Source organism: Abiotrophia sp. HMSC24B09, from assembly GCF_001815865.1.
Classification (GTDB): Bacteria; Bacillota; Bacilli; order Lactobacillales; family Aerococcaceae; genus Abiotrophia.
Genome location: NZ_KV822187.1, coordinates 15,413 through 34,718, shown reverse-complemented (window position 1 = coordinate 34,718; position 19,306 = coordinate 15,413). Strand labels below are relative to the sequence as shown.

16 protein-coding genes are annotated in these 19,306 nt (G+C 46.1%); 15 read left to right on the top strand and 1 reads right to left on the bottom strand.

Features of this window, described 5'->3' with window-relative positions; all coding sequences use genetic code 11:
• Window positions 1–20: 20 nt before the first annotated feature.
• Window positions 21–662: a Holliday junction resolvase RecU gene (recU, locus tag HMPREF3093_RS00150; RefSeq protein WP_083316211.1), complete on the bottom strand. Its 642-nt coding sequence runs from the start codon at window positions 660–662 to the stop codon at window positions 21–23.
• 196 nt (window positions 663–858) lie between these two features.
• Here recU and HMPREF3093_RS00145 point away from each other — a divergent pair, with 196 nt between their 5' ends.
• The 15 genes from HMPREF3093_RS00145 to HMPREF3093_RS00075 all read left to right on the top strand — a co-directional run bounded on the left by HMPREF3093_RS00145 (window position 859) and on the right by HMPREF3093_RS00075 (window position 19,304).
• On the top strand, window positions 859–1,536 hold the full coding sequence (locus HMPREF3093_RS00145; protein ID WP_070755045.1) for a cytochrome c biogenesis CcdA family protein: 678 nt from the start codon (window positions 859–861) through the stop codon (window positions 1,534–1,536).
• 18 nt (window positions 1,537–1,554) lie between these two features.
• Window positions 1,555–2,136: a redoxin family protein gene (locus HMPREF3093_RS00140; protein ID WP_070755044.1), complete on the top strand. Its 582-nt coding sequence runs from the start codon at window positions 1,555–1,557 to the stop codon at window positions 2,134–2,136.
• A gap of 35 nt (window positions 2,137–2,171) precedes the next feature.
• Window positions 2,172–3,293: a peptide-methionine (R)-S-oxide reductase MsrB gene (msrB, locus tag HMPREF3093_RS00135; RefSeq protein WP_070755043.1), complete on the top strand. Its 1,122-nt coding sequence runs from the start codon at window positions 2,172–2,174 to the stop codon at window positions 3,291–3,293.
• A gap of 144 nt (window positions 3,294–3,437) precedes the next feature.
• The gene (tig, locus tag HMPREF3093_RS00130; RefSeq protein ID WP_070755042.1) at window positions 3,438–4,718 is read left to right on the top strand and encodes a trigger factor; all 1,281 of its coding nucleotides are present in this window, start codon (window positions 3,438–3,440) and stop codon (window positions 4,716–4,718) included.
• Window positions 4,719–4,826: 108 nt separating this feature from the next.
• Entirely contained in the window at window positions 4,827–6,101 is a 1,275-nt protein-coding gene (gene clpX, locus HMPREF3093_RS00125; protein WP_070755041.1) for an ATP-dependent Clp protease ATP-binding subunit ClpX, read from the top strand.
• Window positions 6,098–6,685 (top strand): ribosome biogenesis GTP-binding protein YihA/YsxC, encoded by a 588-nt coding sequence (yihA, locus tag HMPREF3093_RS00120; RefSeq protein ID WP_070755040.1) that lies wholly within the window; start codon window positions 6,098–6,100, stop codon window positions 6,683–6,685. The genes clpX and yihA overlap by 4 nt, the downstream gene beginning before the upstream one ends.
• An 11-nt stretch (window positions 6,686–6,696) precedes the next feature.
• Window positions 6,697–7,947 carry an MFS transporter gene (locus tag HMPREF3093_RS00115; RefSeq protein ID WP_070755039.1) on the top strand — a complete coding sequence of 417 codons (1,251 nt, stop codon included), beginning with the start codon at window positions 6,697–6,699 and terminating at the stop codon, window positions 7,945–7,947.
• 26 nt (window positions 7,948–7,973) lie between these two features.
• Complete coding sequence (gene dnaG, locus HMPREF3093_RS00110) at window positions 7,974–9,872, top strand: DNA primase (RefSeq protein ID WP_070755038.1); 1,899 nt, start codon at window positions 7,974–7,976, stop codon at window positions 9,870–9,872.
• An 11-nt stretch (window positions 9,873–9,883) separates the two neighbouring features.
• Window positions 9,884–11,023, top strand: coding sequence for an RNA polymerase sigma factor RpoD (gene rpoD / locus HMPREF3093_RS00105; RefSeq protein WP_023392004.1), 1,140 nt, complete (start codon window positions 9,884–9,886; stop codon window positions 11,021–11,023).
• A 355-nt stretch (window positions 11,024–11,378) separates the two neighbouring features.
• On the top strand, window positions 11,379–12,272 hold the full coding sequence (gene glyQ / locus HMPREF3093_RS00100) for a glycine--tRNA ligase subunit alpha (RefSeq protein ID WP_070755037.1): 894 nt from the start codon (window positions 11,379–11,381) through the stop codon (window positions 12,270–12,272).
• 3 nt (window positions 12,273–12,275) lie between these two features.
• Window positions 12,276–14,321 (top strand): glycine--tRNA ligase subunit beta, encoded by a 2,046-nt coding sequence (gene glyS, locus HMPREF3093_RS00095; RefSeq protein WP_070755036.1) that lies wholly within the window; start codon window positions 12,276–12,278, stop codon window positions 14,319–14,321.
• A gap of 37 nt (window positions 14,322–14,358) precedes the next feature.
• Window positions 14,359–15,663, top strand: a complete 1,305-nt coding sequence (gene obgE / locus HMPREF3093_RS00090; protein WP_070755035.1) for a GTPase ObgE — start codon at window positions 14,359–14,361, stop codon at window positions 15,661–15,663.
• Between the two features lie 15 nt (window positions 15,664–15,678).
• Window positions 15,679–17,526 (top strand): acyltransferase family protein, encoded by a 1,848-nt coding sequence (locus HMPREF3093_RS00085; protein WP_070755034.1) that lies wholly within the window; start codon window positions 15,679–15,681, stop codon window positions 17,524–17,526.
• A 33-nt stretch (window positions 17,527–17,559) separates the two neighbouring features.
• Window positions 17,560–18,510 (top strand): ribonuclease Z, encoded by a 951-nt coding sequence (rnz, locus tag HMPREF3093_RS00080; protein ID WP_070755033.1) that lies wholly within the window; start codon window positions 17,560–17,562, stop codon window positions 18,508–18,510.
• Window positions 18,495–19,304: an SDR family NAD(P)-dependent oxidoreductase gene (locus HMPREF3093_RS00075; RefSeq protein WP_070755032.1), complete on the top strand. Its 810-nt coding sequence runs from the start codon at window positions 18,495–18,497 to the stop codon at window positions 19,302–19,304. Before rnz ends, HMPREF3093_RS00075 begins: the two co-directional genes overlap by 16 nt.
• The last annotated feature ends 2 nt before the right edge of the window (window positions 19,305–19,306 follow it).

The following is a 19,306-nucleotide window of genomic DNA, read 5'->3' as shown; positions in this document are numbered from 1 at the left end:
ATCCCTCCTTTCTTGTCAAACTAATGAGCTTGGAGCCAGAGGTCCACAGCTGCTAAATAATCAATCATAGGAAAGACCCCTTGTTGGCAGAGGTAGCCATGGCTTTCCAGGTAAGTGAGGGGCAAGCTCTTGCGCTTCTGACTTTCCAACCACTGATCGAGGGCAGGGAAGGGAAGTAAATAGACCTTGTCATGCACTTTGAAGCTAATTAAGAGAAAGACGATACCGCCTTGTTGGTGGCATTGTCGCATGTGCTCAATCTGGTGGTCTGGTAAGTTGGCCAGTGGGAAACTAGTTTTATTAGTCGTTTCCTTAGCTTCAAAATCCAGATAGCGACCTAAATAGAGGCCGTTGTAGTCTGTTGTCGAGGCTTGGCGATAGTAGGCCTCGGTTATCCGAGCAGCGCTACGACGCGGGAAATCCACCTTGACGATTTGGATCGGTGTCGGTTTCTTGTGGATCACCGCCAGGTTATGACTGAGGTAGTATTGGTTGGATTGATTAATACGATCTTCTAAGGACATGCCTCGGCTACCGTACTGAGTAGGCTTTTTGGATGCCTTGAGATTTTGCATAGTCCCAGCTTTAGGTGGCTCTATGCTTTGCCCTGCTGGTTTATTAATGGCTCTATGCCGGGCTGAACCAGCTGGATATTTAACCATTCCACTCACTCCTTCACCTTATTATACTAGAAGCAAGCCCCTCCCGCCTAGTATTTCGCTATAAGTGCCCTGAAATTACACAAAAAGTTCATAAATAGGCACTTTTTTAAGGAAGTAGCTGTTCCCAATCAAAATAAATGATAATCTAGCAATTAGGACTTATAATAGGTATGTAATTATTCGCAGGAGGGATTTTATGTCGATATCGTATTATTTAACAGTCTTTGGGGCGGGAATACTTTCCTTTTTATCCCCATGTGTCTTGCCATTGTTTCCTTTGTATATGGGAACCTTTATGGGAGAGACCGGGGACAAGAAGGTAAAAATTGGCAATTATAGCTTTTATCTCTTGCCAGTCTTGAAGGTTTTGGCTTTCATGTCAGGTATTTCGCTGATTTTCTTCATGTTAGGCTTTGCGGCCAGTCTCTTGGGACAAATCGTCTATGGTCACTATACCCGCTATGTGCTAGGGGGCATAATCGTGCTGATGGGAATTTATCAGCTGGAATTAGTGGAGATTCCATGGCTTAGTCGCCAAAAGACCGTCCAGATGGAGGCTAAAAAGGCTGGGGAATTAACGCGGAGCTTTCTATTGGGACTGAGCTTTAGCTTTGGTTGGACGCCTTGTGTCGGGCCAGTCTTGAGTTCTGTCTTAGCCTTAGTGACCACCACAGGGGCCAGTGCTTGGTACGGTGGAAGCTTACTCTTCGTCTATGCTTTGGGCCTGTCAGTACCTTTCTTACTCTTGGCAGTGGTATCATCATCTCTCGTCAAATGGCTTAATGTGGCCAAACAACACATGATGCTGATTAAACGGGTGGGGGCTGTCCTCATCATATTGGTCGGTATTCTGGTTATGTTCAACAAAATCTAGGAAAAAGAGGCAAACAATATGTCACATTTTACACGTAAATTTTGGCAAGTCTTAGGTCTAGTAAGTTTAAGTTCAGGCTGTCTAGCGGCCTGCCAACCTCATCAGGAGGCGAGTAATGCCAACAAAACAGCTAGCGCCACACAAACAAACACGTCTTCCCAAAAGCAAGAAGCAGGGCAAAGCTTAAGCGGGACCTTTCAAGATATTCATGGTAAAACTTATAAGTTAGAAGATTTGCGAGGCAAGAAAGTCTACATTAAATTCTGGGCCTCCTGGTGTTCTATCTGCCTAGCAGGACTCAAGGATGTCGACGCCTTAGCTGATGAAAGCAATCAAGGAAATGATGTGGTCGTCTTATCCATGGTGGCACCTGAAATTCGAAATGAAAAGCCACTGGCCGATTTTACCAAGTGGTTTTCCGGCCTAGATTATACGCATTTGCCGGTCTTAGTGGACCAGTCAGGTGATTTTATGAAGCAATTAGGGGTTGTGGCCTATCCCACTTCGGCCTTTATCAATTCCAAGGGGGAACTAGTAAAGGTCCAATTAGGCCATATGGATCGGCAAAGTGTCTTAGATCAATTGGCTAGCATGGACTAAGGAAGGTTCTTAAAATTTGAAAGAAGGAAACTATAATGGATAAACGTTATTTATTAACCGGCTTAATTGCGGTTCTAGGGGTAATTACGCTTGTCTGGTGGCGGACCTCTCATTCTGGCCTGACCGCCCAAAATATCGAAAGCCGGGTAGAAGCCGCCCTTGCGGCAAATGCTACTAGTTCTTCTAGTACTTCAAGCAAGGAAGAAGTCAAAGCCGAGAATCTCAAGACTCTCTATCTAGCAGGTGGCTGTTTTTGGGGCCTAGAAGCTTATTTTGAGCAAATTGATGGGGTGCTTGATGTGGAATCTGGCTATGCCAATGGGACGTCAGACATCACCAACTATACCTTAATCGGTCAGACTGACCACGCCGAAACGGTTAAAATCACCTATGATGCCAGTAAACTAGATGTGCGTCAACTCTTACTCTATTACTTCCGGGTTGTAGATCCGCTTTCCCTTAATAAGCAAGGCAATGATGAGGGCCGACAATATCGGACGGGTATTTATTATGAGAGCGAAGAGGATATGGCTGTCGCCCAAGCAGTAATGAAGGAAAAGGCGGAAGAATTGGGCCAAGAACTCAAGGTTGAATTGGAGCCTCTTAAAAACTATGTTAAGGCTGAGGAAGAACATCAAGACTATCTGACCAAACATCCTAACGGTTACTGCCACATCGATCTCAAGAAGGCGCAGGATCCCTTGATTGATGTCAGCCTCTATCCCAAACCAAGTGATCAAGAACTGAAGGAAAAATTAAGCCCTGCTCAATACGCTGTGACCCAGGAAAATAACACCGAGCAGGCCTTTTCCAACCAATATTGGGATAATAAGGAGCCAGGTATCTATGTGGATGTCGCTACTGGGGAGCCACTCTTCTCCTCTAAGGATAAGTATGACTCGGGTTGCGGCTGGCCTAGCTTTACCAAGCCTATCTCAGCGGATGTAGCACGCTATAAGGAAGACACTAGCTTTAACATGAGGCGGATTGAAGTCCGGTCACGTTCTGGTAACTCTCATTTGGGACATGTCTTTGATGATGGGCCTAAGGACAAGGGTGGCCTCCGCTATTGTATTAACTCAGCTTCCATTACCTTCATTCCTAAGGACCAGATGGAAAGTAAGGGCTATGGCTACTTACTTCCATACGTGGAATAGGTAGAGAAAATAGGTGGTCCCACTTAATGGAGTCAAATCTGAGGAAAAGTCAGTAAAAATAGGGGAAATCTGTTTACAAATTGGATGCTTTCAGTTAAAATTGTGGAGTGTGTAAATAAACAAGAAGCTATGGAGGAAAGTTACATGGTAGCGAAATTCGAAAAACAAGCAACAAATACAGGGGTATTAACCTTTGAAATTCCAGTAGAAGATGTGAAGAAAGCTTTAGACACAGCATTCAAGAAGGTACAAAAACGTTTGTCAGTACCTGGTTTCCGTAAGGGGAAAGTGCCACGTCAAATCTTCAACAATGTATATGGGGAAGCAGCGCTCTACGAAGATGCCTTGAACGCTCTCTTGCCAGTTCATTTATCTAAAGCTATTCAAGAGGCTGAATTAGAAGTGGTAACTGAACCAAAGATTGACATCGAAAAACTCGAAGCAGGTCAACCTTGGGTATTAAAAGCTGAAGTTGTCTTAAAACCAGAAGTGAAATTAGGCGACTACAAGGGCTTAGAAGTAGAAGCACAAGACCGTCAAGTGTCTGATCAAGATGTTAAGGACGAATTAGAATCTCGTCGTTTAGGTTTGGCTGAACTCGTTGTTAAAGAAGGCGCAGCTGAATTAGGCGATACAGTGGTTATCGACTTCGAAGGTTTCTTGGGTGACCAAGCATTTGAAGGCGGTAAGGGTGAAAACCACTCATTAGAACTTGGTTCTAACAGCTTCATCCCAGGCTTTGAAGACCAATTAGTTGGGACCAAAGCAGGCGACCAAGTGGAAGTGAAAGTAACCTTCCCAGAAGCTTACCATGCAGAAAACCTTAAAGGTCAAGACGCTGTCTTCAAAGTAACCGTTCACGAAGTAAAAGCCAAAGAATTACCTGAATTAGATGACGAATTTGCAAAAGACGTGGATTCAGAAGTTGAAAGCTTAGCTGAATTAGAAAATAAAATCCGTGTTCAATTAGAAGAGTCTAAAAAGACTGCTGCTAAGGAAGTTGTAGAAGACTTAGCTTTACGTCAAGCGGTTAAGAATGCTGAAATCGTTGAATTACCAGAAGTAATGGTAGAAGACGAAATCAACCGTCAAGTATCTCACTTCACCAATAACTTGAAACGTCAAGGGATTAACGAAGACTTATACTTCCAAATCACTGGTACTAACGCTGAAGGCTTACGTGCTCAATTCGCTGAAGAAGCTGAATTACGTACTAAGACTAACTTAGTATTAGAAGCCATCGTTAAGGCTGAAGACATTCAAGTAACGGATGCTGAAATCGACGCTGAAGTCGCTGACTTGGCATCTCAATACAACATGTCTGCTGACCAAGTCAAACAATTTGTGTCAACTGATATGTTAACTGCTGACATCCGTATGAAGAAGGCAATGAGCTTAATTGTTGATTCTGCGGTAGAAAAATAATAAAATAAACCTATTAGAATAACTATAAATGAGGGTTGCGAGAGTCTTAAGTTCAACGATGACTATCTGCATCCCTCATTATGTACGTTAGAGGAAGGATCGATTACCATGACCAGTAACCATACCGGGAATCATGGCGGCTACTATTGCTCGTTCTGTGGCAAGTCCCAAGATGAAGTCAATAAGATTATAGCAGGGCCAGATGTCTATATTTGTGATGAATGTGTAGGCCTATGCGAGGAAATCATTCGTCAGGATATGGTCGGTGATTCAGAAGGTTTTAGTGGCGTGAGCGTCCTCAAACCTGCCGAAATCATGGCCCATCTTAACCAATACGTCATCGGCCAGACTGAAGCCAAGAAATCCTTGGCAGTTGCCGTCTACAACCACTACAAACGTATTAACGCTAGCATTGCCACACATGAAGCGGATATTGAATTACAAAAGAGCAATATCTGTCTGATTGGCCCAACGGGCTCCGGGAAGACTTTCCTTGCCCAGTCCTTGGCCAAGTTACTTAATGTGCCTTTTGCGATTGCTGATGCGACTAGCCTAACTGAAGCTGGCTATGTGGGGGAAGATGTGGAAAACATCTTACTCAAGTTGGTTCAAGCAGCAGACTATGATATTGAAAAAGCTCAACACGGCATTATCTATGTCGATGAAATCGACAAGATTGCCCGTAAGAGTGAGAATGTCTCCATTACCCGCGATGTTAGTGGAGAAGGGGTCCAACAAGCCTTGCTCAAGATTTTGGAAGGGACGATCGCTAACATCCCACCTAAGGGTGGCCGTAAGCATCCTAACCAAGAGTTCATCCAACTGGATACCTCGCAAATTCTCTTTATTGTAGGAGGCGCCTTTGATGGTATCGAGACCATTGTCAAGGAACGCTTAGGTAGCAAAGTCATTGGTTTTGGTAGCAGCAATGGCAAGTTGGATCAATCCAAGTCGCTCATGCAACAAGTCACGTCAGAAGACCTCTTGAAGTTTGGTTTGATCCCAGAGTTTATAGGGCGTTTGCCTGTTATGGCCATGTTAGAGAAGTTAACCCAAGAGGACTTGGTTCGTATCTTAACAGAACCTAAGAATGCCTTGGTTAAACAATATCAACGCCTCTTCCAAATTGATGGTGTAGAGCTAGAATTCAAGGAAAAGGCCCTGATTGCCATTGCCAAGCAGGCGATTGAGCGCAATACTGGCGCACGTGGCCTCCGTTCTATCCTGGAATCCGTCATGTTGGATATTATGTTTATCGTCCCAAGTGACGAAAATATCAGCCGTATTGTCATTACAGAAGATACGGTGCTAGGTAGCCACCAGCCTTTCTATTACAACAAGCACAACAAGCGTATCAAACCGCAAAAGGAGACTGCTTCATGAAGGTAAGTCAGGCAGAATTAGTCATTAGTGCCGTCAGCCCAAAGCAATATCCACAAGATGCCTTGCCTGAAGTGGCTCTGGCGGGGCGCTCTAATGTGGGCAAGTCTTCTTTCATTAATAAAATGATTGGGCGAAAGGGTCTGGCACGTACTTCCAGCCAACCTGGTAAGACCCAAACCCTTAATTTCTATGACATTAATCAGGCTTTCCGTTTTGTCGATGTGCCTGGCTATGGTTATGCTCGGGTCTCCAAGACTGCGCGGGCAGAGTGGGGCAAGATGATTGAACATTATCTCCTGAATCGGGACAATGTTCGCGTGCTCTTTCTCTTGATGGATTTCCGCCATGAGCCAACCGAGTTAGATAAGGCCATGAAGGACTTTGCTGATGAAGCCGAGATTCCTTATGCCATCATCCTGACCAAGGTGGACAAGATTAAGAAGAGCCAATGGAATAAGCATTTATCCATGTATAAGAAGGCCTTGGATTTGCCGACGGTCGACGCGCTTTTCCCCTTTTCAGCTGAAACGGGCTATGGCGCGCAAGATATCTGGGACGTGATTGAAGCCCAAATTGAAGACTAGGGAGGCTTGCTATGAAGAAATTTCTCTCAGGCTATACAAAGAAGGAGTGGGCTTGGATTCTCCAAGACTGGGCTAACTCCGTCTATTCTTTGATGATTACAGCCGCTATTTTTCCTATTTTTTATAAGGCCGTAACCGATAGTGTGGGCATGGCACCGGCCACTTCCACAGCCTATCTGGGTTACGCCAACTCCCTATCTACCATTGTGGTGGCTGTCATGTCGCCTTTCTTGGGAACCAGTGCTGACTACAAAGGGGTGCGGGGACCGCTCTTTACCTTCGGGACCCTACTTGGGATCGGGAGTGTATTGGCCATGATTTTTGCCGGGCCAAATGCCTGGCTCTATCTCTTGGTGGTTTACACCTTGTCCGCTATAGGTTTTTCCTTATCCAATGTCTTTTACGACTCTTCCATTATGGATGTGACCACTGAGCAACGCTTGGATATGGTTAGCTCAGCAGGCTATGCCTATGGTTATATTGGCAGTGTCTTTGCCTTTCTGATTTTCTTTGCTTTGCAGCTGTCAGGTTGGCTGTCATCGCGTGATTTAGTCAATGTTGGCTTCTTGATCACGGCCATTTGGTGGTTTGTCTTTACTGTGCCTTATTGGCGTCATGTTAAGCAAGTCTCCTACATCGAGCACCACGATGGTTTGGTTAAATCCACCTTGCGCTCACTTAAGGAAACAGTGGGAGAGCTCAAACATTATCCAACCATTTTATGGTTCTTAGTGGGTTACTTCCTCTATATTGATGGGGTAGGGACCATTATCAAAATGGCGACCTCTGTGGGCAGCGATTTGGGTTTGCCTGCCAACCAATTGATTATTATTCTCCTAGTGGTTCAGGTCGTGGCCTTTCCGTCATCACTGGCCTATGGAGCCTTAGCTAAACGTTTTGGCAGCCGCACTTTACTCTTCTTCGGCATTGGGACCTATGTGGTCATCTGTGTCTTCGCTCTTAGGTTGTCTGGTTTCCGGGACTTCTTGATTTTGGCTATCTTAGTAGGGACCGCCCAAGGAGGCATTCAGGCGCTGAGTCGTTCTTACTTTGGCCAGTTGATTCCTAAGCAAAAGACCAACCAATTCTTTGGTTTCTATAATATTTTTGGTAAATTCTCTTCCGTACTAGGGACCACCATCTTGGCCCTAGTCGCGCAGATGACAGGTGACTCGCTTAAGGGGCTCTTCGCCATCATTATTCAATTCTTATTGGGTGCTTACTGTCTCTATCGGGCTAAGCCCCGCAACAACTCTGTTTAAAGCAGTTCAGTAAGGGAGGGCGTCAGATGGCGGGTATTCCTAATGACATCATTGAATCGGTAAAAAAAGAAGCCGATATCGTGGCTATTATCAACCAATATGTAGCCCTGACCAAGCGCGGTAATAACTATACTTGCTCTTGTCCCTTCCATGAAGATAACAATCCTTCTTTCTCGGTTAGCCCGGACAAGCAGATTTATAAGTGTTTTTCCTGTGGTAGAGGGGGCAATGTCTTTGGCTTTCTGCAGGAAATGGAAGGAATTAGCTTTCCAGAAGCAGTTAAGAAGGTAGCTGAACTATCCAATATTGCCCTCGATAGTCGCTATTTTGAAACGGGGCAGGCTGTCAGTCAGCCCCATCAACGTTTGCTTGATTTACATGAAAAAGCCCGTGATTTCTATCACTTCTACCTAACTCAAACGGTAGCGGGGGAGGCAGCCTATGCTTACTTAAAGCAACGTGAGCTTAAGGAAGAAACACTGGCAGACTTTCATTTGGGACTAGCGCCTGATAATCCTCAGTTGCTGATTCAGTACCTGACGGAAGCGGGTTTTAACCATGAAGAAATGCTACAATCAGGGATTTTCTATGAAGCTAGCCAAGGTTTGATGGATCGTTTCCATGGTCGGATTATCTTTCCCTTGGAGGACCGCCAAGGTAGGACGGTCGCCTTTTCGGGGCGTATCTACCAAGCCAATCCTGGCGATGACCCAAAAGTTGCCAAATACGTCAACTCTCCCGAGACCGATATTTTCCATAAATCATCCTTGATTTATCATTTTGCTCAAGCTCGGCCCCATATTCGTCGTCTCAACCAGGTTCTAATCTGCGAAGGTTATCTGGATGTGATTGCCCTGAGCCAGGCCGGTTTCCCGCAGGCTGTGGCGACCATGGGGACTAGCTTGACCAGCCAACACCTTGGTCAGTTAGGCAAGGTGACTCAGGAAATTATTTTTGTCTTTGATGGCGATGCTGCAGGTCAAAAAGCAACTGCTCGGGCTTTTGAGTTAAGCCTTACTTTACCGCGTCATACCATTAAGGCTGTTTCTATTCCTGGTAAGTTGGACCCCGATGAGTGGATTAAGTCCCGTGGGGCTGATAGCTTCAAGTCGCTGATTAACCAGGCCATTCCGCGCTATGAATTCCTAAAGAATTATCTTCAACAGGAATACCAGTTAGCAGACCTTGAACAGCGAGCACTCTATATTAATCGGCTCTTAGACTTAGTCGCTCAGTTGCCGTCACCGATTGAGCGGACCATGCGTTTGCAGGCCTTAGCCGAGGAATTCGGTTTAGACTTGGCCATGTTGGAAGAGCAACTGGCACAAGTGTCCTATCGCCATCGCAAGGAACGGGCTAAGGAGAGCGATAGACCCAAGCAAGAATCACCTGACAAGTGGGATAAGGCCCATTCTACGGGATTCTCGGATCAGGCACTTCCGTCTAATCCAGTCCAAGCTAAGCCAGGGGCATTAGATGACCAAATCAAGTCACTTAAGGCCTATCATTGCGAGCGTTACATCCTGTCTAATCTAATTTTTAATGAGCCAGCTTGGCAGTTTATTGAAGGCTTAGACCAGCCTCTGCTCTTTGTCCATCCAAGCGCTCAAGCTATTTATTATCAGCTGGAACACTTCTATTATGAAAAAGGAGGCCGACTGCCTCTGACCGGTATCTTAGATGTGGAAGCCAGCCCTGATGAGCAACAATACTTGGCCAGCCTGATTTGGGATTATGCCCAAACCGATTATTCGGAGCAGGCCATGCAAGATTGCGTCAAAACCATTGATGCTGCCTTTACTGAGATTCAGCTTAAGGAGCTACAAAACAAACTCAAACAAGCCCAAATACGTGGGGATAAGACCAAGATGAATGAATACTTGGTTGAAATACTGCGCTTAAGCCGGCAATTAAAGAAAAACTAGGAGGTTCTTATATGGCTGAAGAAAAAGATCTAAAGTTAACTCCAAATCAAGACGTCGCCTCACCCTATCTAGAGGCGGTCCAAGCCCTTATTCTGGCTAAAAAGTCAGAAGGACAAGTCCACTATGACGAATTAACGGAGAAAATCGCCAGCCCTTACGGACTAGATGCTGACGGGATTGATACTTTAATCCAAATCGTCGAAGATAATGGGGTTTCTGTTGTCGGTGATGATGGGGGACCAACCAAGCAACAAATGGTCCGTGAAGAAGAACAATTGCAGGCTGATTTAGCTGCTGAATCTAAAACCGCGACTTCCAAGCTCAAGGTTAGTGACCCTGTCCGTATGTACCTTAAGGAGATTGGGAATGTGCCACTCTTAAGTGCTGAGGAAGAAATCAACTTGGCCGTTCGTATCCAAGGTGGTGACGACATCGCTAAGCAAGAACTGGCTGAAGCTAACCTACGTTTAGTGGTTTCCATTGCCAAACGTTATGTGGGCCGTGGCATGCAGTTCCTAGATTTAATTCAAGAAGGGAACATGGGCTTGATGAAGGCCGTTGAAAAGTTCGACCACACCAAGGGCTTTAAGTTCTCTACTTATGCTACCTGGTGGATTCGTCAGGCTATTACTCGCGCCATCGCCGACCAAGCTCGTACTATCCGAATCCCAGTTCATATGGTAGAGACCATTAACAAGCTGGTTCGGGTCCAAAGACAGCTATTGCAAGATTTAGGTCGCGAACCAACACCTGAAGAAATCGGGGCTGAAATGGACCTGCCAACTGAAAAAGTGCGTGAAATCCTCAAGATTGCCCAAGAGCCTGTTTCCTTAGAAACACCAATCGGGGAAGAGGACGACTCTCATTTAGGCGACTTCATCGAAGATGAAGGAGCAATGAGCCCAGAAGTCTTCACTTCTTCTGCTTTATTGCGGGAGCAATTAGAAGATGTCTTGGATACCTTGACCGACCGCGAAGAGAATGTTTTACGTCTGCGCTTTGGTTTAGACGATGGCAACATTCGGACCCTAGAACAAGTAGGGAAAGTCTTCGGTGTTACTCGTGAGCGGATTCGTCAGATCGAGGCCAAAGCCTTGCGCAAGCTCCGCCACCCAAGTCGTTCTAAACAATTGAAAGACTTCTTAGAGTAAGCAACATATTGAGACCAGCTAGGCGTCCTGTTTTGAACAAAAAAACAGGACGCCTAGCTGGTCATTAAAAGCACGACTTTGCTTGACTTAAAGGCCGTCATGCCCTATAATAAAGGGGATTAAAAGCGCAATTAAAAGAAGATAGCCTAGCGACTCTGGGACGGTGGAAGCCAGAGCAAATCGATGGTAGTTTTTAAGTCACTCATAGGCATAAATGAAGCGCTAGTTCAATGTAACTAGAAATAGGGTGGAACCGCGAAGTTATCTTCGTCCCTATGGTGGTCAGTGGATTACCATAGGGACTTTTTATTTGTCGCCAGGGGTTTGCCGTCCCCGCTATAAAGGAGGAAGCATCATGAAGAAGAAAACCATGCAAGATATTATCATGACCTTACAGCAATTCTGGGCTAAGCAAGGCTGTCTGGTTTTACAAAGCTATGATACGGAGAAAGGGGCAGGGACCATGAGCCCTTACACCTTCTTACGTGCCATCGGCCCAGAACCTTGGAATGCCTGCTACGTCGAACCTTCCAGACGTCCAGCAGATGGTCGTTACGGGGAGAACCCTAACCGCCTCTTCCAACACCACCAACTGCAGGTGGTCATGAAGCCATCGCCCCTGAATGTGCAAGAACTCTATTTAGAGAGTTTAGAAGCCATCGGGATTGATCCTTTGGAACATGACATTCGTTTCGTTGAAGACAACTGGGAGAATCCTTCCCTAGGCTGTGCCGGTTTAGGTTGGGAAGTGTGGATTGATGGGATGGAAATTACCCAATTCACCTACTTCCAACAAGTAGGGGGGCTTAAGTGCCATCCAGTGACTAGCGAGATTACTTATGGTCTAGAGCGTTTGGCTATGTATATCCTGGACGTTGAAGATGTCTATGAACTGGAGTGGGTGGAAGGCGTCAAGTATGGCGATATCTTCCGTCAACCTGAACGTGAGCACTCCGTTTATGCTTTCGAGCAAAGCAATAGCGACTTGCTCTTCACCTTGTTTACCGAGTTTGAGCAAGAAGCACTTAAATTGATTGACTTAGGTTTGGTCCATCCAGCCTATGACTACATCCTCAAGTGTAGCCATACCTTCAACTTACTCGATGCACGTGGTATGATTTCCGTCTCAGACCGTGCCGGTTACTTAGGTCGCATTCGTAAGATGGCGCGTTCTGTTGCCCAAGCCTTTGTGGCTGAACGTGAAGCCCTTGGCTTCCCACTCCTTAAAAAATCAGAAAGCGAGGCCTAGACCATGGCAGAATTTTTACTTGAAATTGGCATGGAAGAAATTCCTGCACGCTTCCTCTTAGATTTATCACAACAATTAGAAAAACGGATGGCTGACTTCTTAGCAGAAGAGCGTTTAGCTTACGAGAGCCTTAGCGCCTATGCTACTCCACGCCGTTTGGCGGTCCTAGTCCATGGCTTGGCTGAGCGTAGTGAGGATGTATCTAGCAAGGCAAAAGGCCCATCCCTTAAAATCGCCAAAGACGCGGAAGGCAATTGGACTAAAGCAGCTCTTGGCTTTATTAAAGGCCAAGGCGCCAGCCAAGAAGATGTGATTGTAGAAAGCATCAAAGGTGAAGACTATATCTTCGTTAACAAGCATTTGCCAGGTCAAGCTGCAGACCAAGTCTTGTCAGGACTTAATCGTATCTTGGAAGCCATGACCTTCCCAGTTACCATGACTTGGCATGACTATGAGATTCCATTCATCCGTCCTGTTCACTGGATTGTGGCCCTCCTAGACCAAGAATTGGTGCCTTTAGAGTTTGTTGGCGTTAAATCAGACCGCATCTCTCGTGGCCATCGTTTCTTAGGCCATGATGTGACCTTAGCAAATGCCACAGACTATGTGGAGGCCTTACGTGAGCAGCATGTCCTAGTAGACTTTGAAGAGCGTCGGGCTAATATCCGTCAACAATTGGCTGATTTAGCTTCTGCTCAAGGCTGGCAAGTACCAGTTGATGAAGACTTGCTAGAAGAAGTGACTGCTATTGTTGAATGGCCAACCGTTTTCTATGGTGACTTCGAAGAAAAGTATTTATCAGTGCCACACTGTGTCTTGATTACCGCCATGCGTGATCACCAACGTTACTTCTATGCCTTAGATGCTAAAGGTGAGCTCTTGCCTGTCTTCATTTCAGTACGTAACGGGAATGATCAGCACTTAGCCAACGTCGTTAAAGGTAATCAAAAAGTCTTGCGGGCTCGCTTGGAAGATGCCTTATTCTTCTATCAAGAAGACCTCAAACATGACTTAAACTTCTTTGTCGGTAAACTAGCCAACGTTAATGAACACTTTAAGTTAGGCACTTTGGCTGACAAACAAGTGCGTGTTGGTGCCTTAATTAGTCAACTACAAGGGGACCTAAGCTTAGATCACGCGTCTTATGAGGCAGCTTTACGGGCTAGCCAAATCTACAAGTTTGACCTCATGACCCAAGTGGTTGGCGAGTTCGACGAACTCCAAGGTCAAATCGGGGAAATCTACGCTCGTCATTACGGGGAAGAGGCCTTGGTGGCTCAGGCCATTGGGACCCAGTACCTGCCTACTACGAGCGGTGGCGCGCTGCCTGACCAAGATGCCGGTGCACTCTTGGCCTTGGCTGACAAGCTTGACACCTTATTCCAATACTTCAAGGTTGGCTTAATCCCAACGGGTTCTAACGACCCTTACGCCCTTCGTCGTACGGCCATGGGGATTGTGGAAATCCTCTTAGATCGCGCTTGGGACTTAGACTTGTTACCAGTCTTTAAGCACTTAGTGGAAGCCTATGAGGGCGAACAAGAACTCTTGAAGCAGCTAGCTGATTTTGTCTGGGCACGGGTTGCTGTGCATTTACGTAACCAATCTGTCGATATGGACCAAATCCAAGGGATTGGGGCAGCTAAGCACTTAGAAGTAGGCAAGGCCAACTATGTAGCCCATTTCCTAAAGACCCACAAGGATAAGAATCCAACGGCCTATAAACGCTTCTTAGAAGCCATTACCCGGGTGGTCAATCTGGGAGCTAAAGTCCAGGAAGAGGCTCAGCTTAACTTAGACCTAGCCCAAACGGATTCTGAGGCTAAGCTGCTAGAAGCTGCTGCTAAAATTGACCAATACAAGATTTCAGTTGATGCCCTCTACATGTATCTGGATAACCTAGTACCGGTGATTGAAGCCTACTTCGATGACAACAAGGTTAATGCCGACGATGAGACCATTCGAGCTAACCGTTTGGCTACACTCAAAGTGCTGACAGAGGCAGTCTTGGAACTCTTTGATTCACGCTTATTGATTAATAAATTTTAAGACTCAACTAGATGAGTTAGAGAAAGGAGTGCTTTCAATGTCGACCTTTTTAGATCGTGCAAGGGTCACAGTCAAAGCCGGTAAAGGCGGCGACGGTATGGTGGCCTTCCGACGCGAAAAGTATGTCCCAGATGGCGGGCCGGCCGGCGGTGACGGCGGTCGAGGTGGCAGTGTCATTTTCCGAGTGGATGAAGGCCTGCGGACCTTGATGGATTTCCGTTATAATCGTCACTTCAAGGCCAAGAACGGCGAAAACGGTATGAGCAAAGGCATGTATGGTAAGGCTGCGGAAGACTTGATTGTGTCAGTTCCACCAGGTACCATCATCCGCGATGCGACGACTGATAAGTTGCTAGCCGACCTAGTAGAGCAAGGCCAGGAATGTGTCGTTGCTAAGGGCGGTCGTGGTGGACGCGGCAATATTAAATTTGCTACCCATAAGAATCCGGCTCCTTCCATTGCCGAAAATGGTGAGCCAGGTGAAGAAGCCGACCTCCAATTAGAATTGAAGGTTCTGGCCGATGTAGGCTTGGTAGGTTATCCAAGTGTAGGGAAATCGACCCTCTTGTCTGTCATTAGTAATGCCAAGCCTAAAATCGCAGACTATCAATTTACAACCTTAACCCCTAACCTGGGTGTGGTCAAACTCAATTACGATCAGGAATTTATCGTGGCCGATATGCCAGGTCTGATTGAAGGAGCCTCGCAAGGGGTAGGCTTGGGGATTCACTTCCTCCGCCACATTGAGCGGACTAAAGTCTTGTTGCATGTCATTGACATGGCAGCGACTCATGAACGGGATCCCTTCCAAGATTACCTCGATATTATGCATGAACTGGCTTCTTATCACGAGAAATTACTCTTACGTCCTATGGTCATTGTGGCCAATAAGATGGATCAGAGCCAGGCCCAAGAAAATTTACCTAGCTTCAAGCAGAAGCTAGAAGACTATTGCCAAAAAGAAGGCTTAGACTTACCCGCTATTTTTGAAGTATCTGCTTGGCAAGCCAAGGGGCTCAAGCCACTCTTGGCCTTTACCTATGACTTGGTCCAAAATTCTGACTTTATTCCTTTATTTGAGGAAGAGCCAGAAGAAGTGCATTACCAATTAGAAGAGGAAGTGCCATTTACCTTGACCAAACTTGATGCGGGTTACTGGCAATTGTCAGGGGCTAAGATTGAAAAACTCTATGCCATGACCAATATGGCCCACGATGAGAGCGTGGCGCGATTTGCCCGCCAATTACGTTCCATGGGTGTGGACCAAGCCTTGCGTGAAGCAGGGGCCGAATCCGGTGATTTAGTCGATTTAGCCGGCTATCAGTTTGAATTCATGGATTAAGGGGAGGGGATGTGCATGACCGATAAAACATCTACTAAAAGTCCTCGTTTGGCCTTTTTCGACGGCTATCGTGGGGTCTTAATCCTCTTAATTCTGACCTATTATTTCTTCCAGCATATCTTGCCTGGGGGCTTTCTAGCTGTTAATGCCTTCTTGATGGTGGCAGGTTTCTTCGCCTTCCGTCATTTCTATACAGCCCCAACGCTAAGAAAATCAGTTTCTATCCGGTCCTATCTCAAGTCTAGACTGGAACGGATTTTCTTCCCAACCTTGTTTATGGTCTTGCTGGTAGCAGCCTATATTGCCTTGTTTGCGCCGGATTATTTCTATAATTTGCGCAATATGGGGTTTTCTAGCCTTTTCTTCGTTAACAACTACTATCAGATTTTGTCCAACCAATCCTACTTTGTCCAGGCGGCTAATCCGAGTGCCTTTACCCATCTCTGGTACATTTCCATTTATGCCCAGCTGATTCTCTTGACGCCTTTTGTGGTCAAAGTAGTCTATTCCTGGCATCGCAATCCGGCTACTGCTGCCATTATGTTAGTGGCTTTATCCATTGCTTCGGCAGTGCTTCTGGGCTATCTCTACCAAGATGGACAGGATCCGAGTCGGATATATTATGATTTGTTGACGCGGGCCTTCGCCTTTACCTTTGGTGGAGCCCTAGGTTATCTCTTCCCAGTCCATCTCAAGCCAAAAGCTATATCCAAGCGTCAGCAACAAGTATTTAATGGAATTGGGATTGCCAGTGTCATCCTGATGACCTTTATGTTGCTCTTTATGTATGGGACGCAACCCTTTGCCTATCGTTTTGGGATGCTGCTATTCACTTTACTGTCCATGGTTTTTGTCATTGTCAGTCTCCATCCCTCTACTTGGCTACATAAGTTCTTAAGTCTGCCGATCTTTACCTTCTTCGGTAAACGCAGCTTATCCTACTACCTATGGTTTTATCCGATTCACTTGGTTATTCCAGACCGTTTGAATGGCTTCCATAATATTTGGATCTCAGTCGGTGTTCAGTTCTTACTGATTATGTTGATGGCGGAAATCTCCTATCAACTCTTTGAACGTCGTCGCTTGATTTTGCCATTTGGTCAGGATTTCAACTGGAAACAAACACAAGCGCGGGTGCGTTACCTGGTTCAACACCGGGCCAGCCTTTGGGGCATTAAGACGCTAGCGATTAGCTATCTCTTAGTTTCAACTATTGGTTTAGTAGCTTTGGCCATTACGCCAGAACAGAAGAACAAGGCAGCCGATGAGTTAGCAACAGTTATCGAATCTAACCAAAAATTGGTGGAGGAGACCAAGGAGCCTGAAAGTCAGGAAACCAAGGTTATTAATAATATTGAAGGCCTAAACCGCCAAGAACTCCTCCAAGCCAATGCCCTTGAAGTAACCTTTATTGGGGATTCCATCCTATTGGCTTCGGCTGATAAGGTCAAAGAAGTCTTTCCTAAGGCAATCGTTGATGGCCAGATTGGTCGTCAGCTCTACCAAAGCAACGAAGTGATCAATAGCCTCAAGGCCTCTGGTAAACTCAAGGGAACAGTGGTGACGGTCTTAGGTTCTAATGGGACCTTTACCGACGGTCAGCTTAATGACTATATTAATGCCATCGGGACGGACCGGGAGCAGTACTTTGTCACTTCCTCGGTTGATAAGGTCTGGGTAGAAGATGCCAATAATCGTCTCTTTGCTGCGGCTAATCGCTTCTCCAATGTCAAAGTGATTGACTGGCGAACCTTCGCTAAGGGCCACGATGATTGGTACTATGAGGATGGTATCCATCCAAACCCAACCGGTGCCTTGGAATTTGCTAAATTCGTTGCCAATCAGATTTCGCAAAATCGCTAAACAATTGGCAAGTCTAACAGAAAGGAAATGAGCATGAAGTTATTATTTTTAGGTACTGGGGCGGGTGTCCCAAGCCGCAATCGTAATGTGAGTGCTCTAGCCCTCAAACTCCTTGATGAACTCAATGAGGTTTGGTTATTTGATTGTGGTGAAGCCACCCAGCATCAAATTTTAGAAACCTCCCTCAAACCTCGCAAAATCACCAAGATTTTCATTACCCACCTACATGGCGACCATATCTTTGGTCTGCCTGGTTTCCTTAGCTCGCGTTCCTTCCAGGGAGGCGATCAGCCCTTGACCCTTTACGGACCACCGGGTATTAAGGACTTTGTCGAATCAGCCTTACGCTTGTCTAAATCGCGCCTCTTATATCCTTTAGAAATCGTCGAACTGTCACCTAAAGGAGGTCGTCTGGATTTAGGTAAGGGCTGGCTAGTCAATTATCAAGCGCTCAACCATGGTATTCTAAGTTTTGGCTACCGAATCATGGAGCCAAGAACCAGTGGCGAGCTCTTAGTAGATCGTTTGGCTCAGTATCAGATTCCTAATGGGCCGATTTTTGGTCAGCTTAAACGCGGTGAGACTGTCACCTTAGCTGACGGCACCGTCCTTAATGGACAGGATTTTCTAGCGCCAGCTAGAGAGGGAAGAGTAGTCACTATCCTGGGAGATACCAAGACCTGTGATGCTATTCAAGAACTGGCTCAAGATGCTGATGCTTTAGTACACGAATGTACCTTTGAAGAAAGTGAAGCCCGAATGGCTGCGTCCTATCACCATTCGACCAGCCGTCAGGCCGCTCAAGTGGCCCAGGCAAGTAATGTCAAAACCCTCTATCTAACCCATATTAGCGCCCGCTATATGGGAAGAGACGCCAAGCAATTAGAGGACCAAGCGCGCCGTATTTTTGAAGGAGCGAGACTGGTTTATGACTTTGATGAGTTTGATGTGATAGGAGGAGATAGCTCATGTCAAGAAACTTAGATAAGCAAGTCGTGATCATCACTGGTGCGACTAGTGGTATTGGACAAGCTGTGGCCCACCAATTAGCCCAAGAAGGCTGTAAGTTAGTATTGGCTGCCAGACGTCAGGACCGCTTGCAGGCCCTTGCTCAGGAACTAGAAGAGCAGTGGGGTACAGAGGTTCTAGTTCAGGTAACGGATATGTCTCAGCCTCAAGCTATTGAGGCATTAATGGCGGCTACACTTGAAGCCTTTGGTCGTATTGACATTCTCTTCAGTAATGCGGGGTATGGAGACTTCCAAGCCTTCTCGGAAAACCAACCTCAGCAAGTGGTGGATATGTTCCAAGTCAATGTCTTCGGCATGATGTACTTGAGCCAGTTGGTGGCCATCCAGCAGTTGAACCAAGGCGGTCCAGGACAAATTCACATAGTAGGCTCTATTGCGGGTAAAGTCCCGACTGCTATGACTAGCGCTTATGCAGCTTCTAAGGCGGCTATTATCGCTTATGCTGACGCCTTGAGACTGGAACTCTATGAGACACCTATTCAAGTCTCTACCATCAACCCCGGCCCAGTTAAGACAGCTTTCTTCGATCGTTCGCCACAAATGCTAGCCTACGCCCAAGTGGTCGACGCCTTCAGTCTTGAAGCAGATGAGCTGGCTAGTCGCATTGTAGCCAATATGAAACGCAAGCAAGTCAAACGAGAATTGAATCTGCCTTGGCAGTTAGCCTTTGCCTCAAAACTCTATCACTTATGCCCACAAGTCGGTGATTTTTTAGCTGCCCGCTTGTTTAATTTGAAGGAGGAATAGTC

Excerpts from the sequence above, each read along its gene's own strand:
- HMPREF3093_RS00115 (WP_070755039.1), top strand. The coding sequence starts at position 6,697 with ATGAAGAAATTTCTCTCAGGCTATACAAAGAAGGAGTGGGCTTGGATT.
- yihA (WP_070755040.1), top strand. The coding sequence starts at position 6,098 with ATGAAGGTAAGTCAGGCAGAATTAGTCATTAGTGCCGTCAGCCCAAAG.
- tig (WP_070755042.1), top strand. The coding sequence starts at position 3,438 with ATGGTAGCGAAATTCGAAAAACAAGCAACAAATACAGGGGTATTAACC.
- dnaG (WP_070755038.1), top strand. The coding sequence starts at position 7,974 with ATGGCGGGTATTCCTAATGACATCATTGAATCGGTAAAAAAAGAAGCC.
- rpoD (WP_023392004.1), top strand. The coding sequence starts at position 9,884 with ATGGCTGAAGAAAAAGATCTAAAGTTAACTCCAAATCAAGACGTCGCC.
- HMPREF3093_RS00085 (WP_070755034.1), top strand. The coding sequence starts at position 15,679 with ATGACCGATAAAACATCTACTAAAAGTCCTCGTTTGGCCTTTTTCGAC.
- HMPREF3093_RS00075 (WP_070755032.1), top strand. The coding sequence starts at position 18,495 with ATGTCAAGAAACTTAGATAAGCAAGTCGTGATCATCACTGGTGCGACT.
- obgE (WP_070755035.1), top strand. The coding sequence starts at position 14,359 with ATGTCGACCTTTTTAGATCGTGCAAGGGTCACAGTCAAAGCCGGTAAA.
- rnz (WP_070755033.1), top strand. The coding sequence starts at position 17,560 with ATGAAGTTATTATTTTTAGGTACTGGGGCGGGTGTCCCAAGCCGCAAT.
- HMPREF3093_RS00140 (WP_070755044.1), top strand. The coding sequence starts at position 1,555 with ATGTCACATTTTACACGTAAATTTTGGCAAGTCTTAGGTCTAGTAAGT.
- HMPREF3093_RS00145 (WP_070755045.1), top strand. The coding sequence starts at position 859 with ATGTCGATATCGTATTATTTAACAGTCTTTGGGGCGGGAATACTTTCC.
- glyS (WP_070755036.1), top strand. The coding sequence starts at position 12,276 with ATGGCAGAATTTTTACTTGAAATTGGCATGGAAGAAATTCCTGCACGC.
- msrB (WP_070755043.1), top strand. The coding sequence starts at position 2,172 with ATGGATAAACGTTATTTATTAACCGGCTTAATTGCGGTTCTAGGGGTA.
- glyQ (WP_070755037.1), top strand. The coding sequence starts at position 11,379 with ATGAAGAAGAAAACCATGCAAGATATTATCATGACCTTACAGCAATTC.
- recU (WP_083316211.1), bottom strand. The coding sequence starts at position 662 with ATGGTTAAATATCCAGCTGGTTCAGCCCGGCATAGAGCCATTAATAAA.
- clpX (WP_070755041.1), top strand. The coding sequence starts at position 4,827 with ATGACCAGTAACCATACCGGGAATCATGGCGGCTACTATTGCTCGTTC.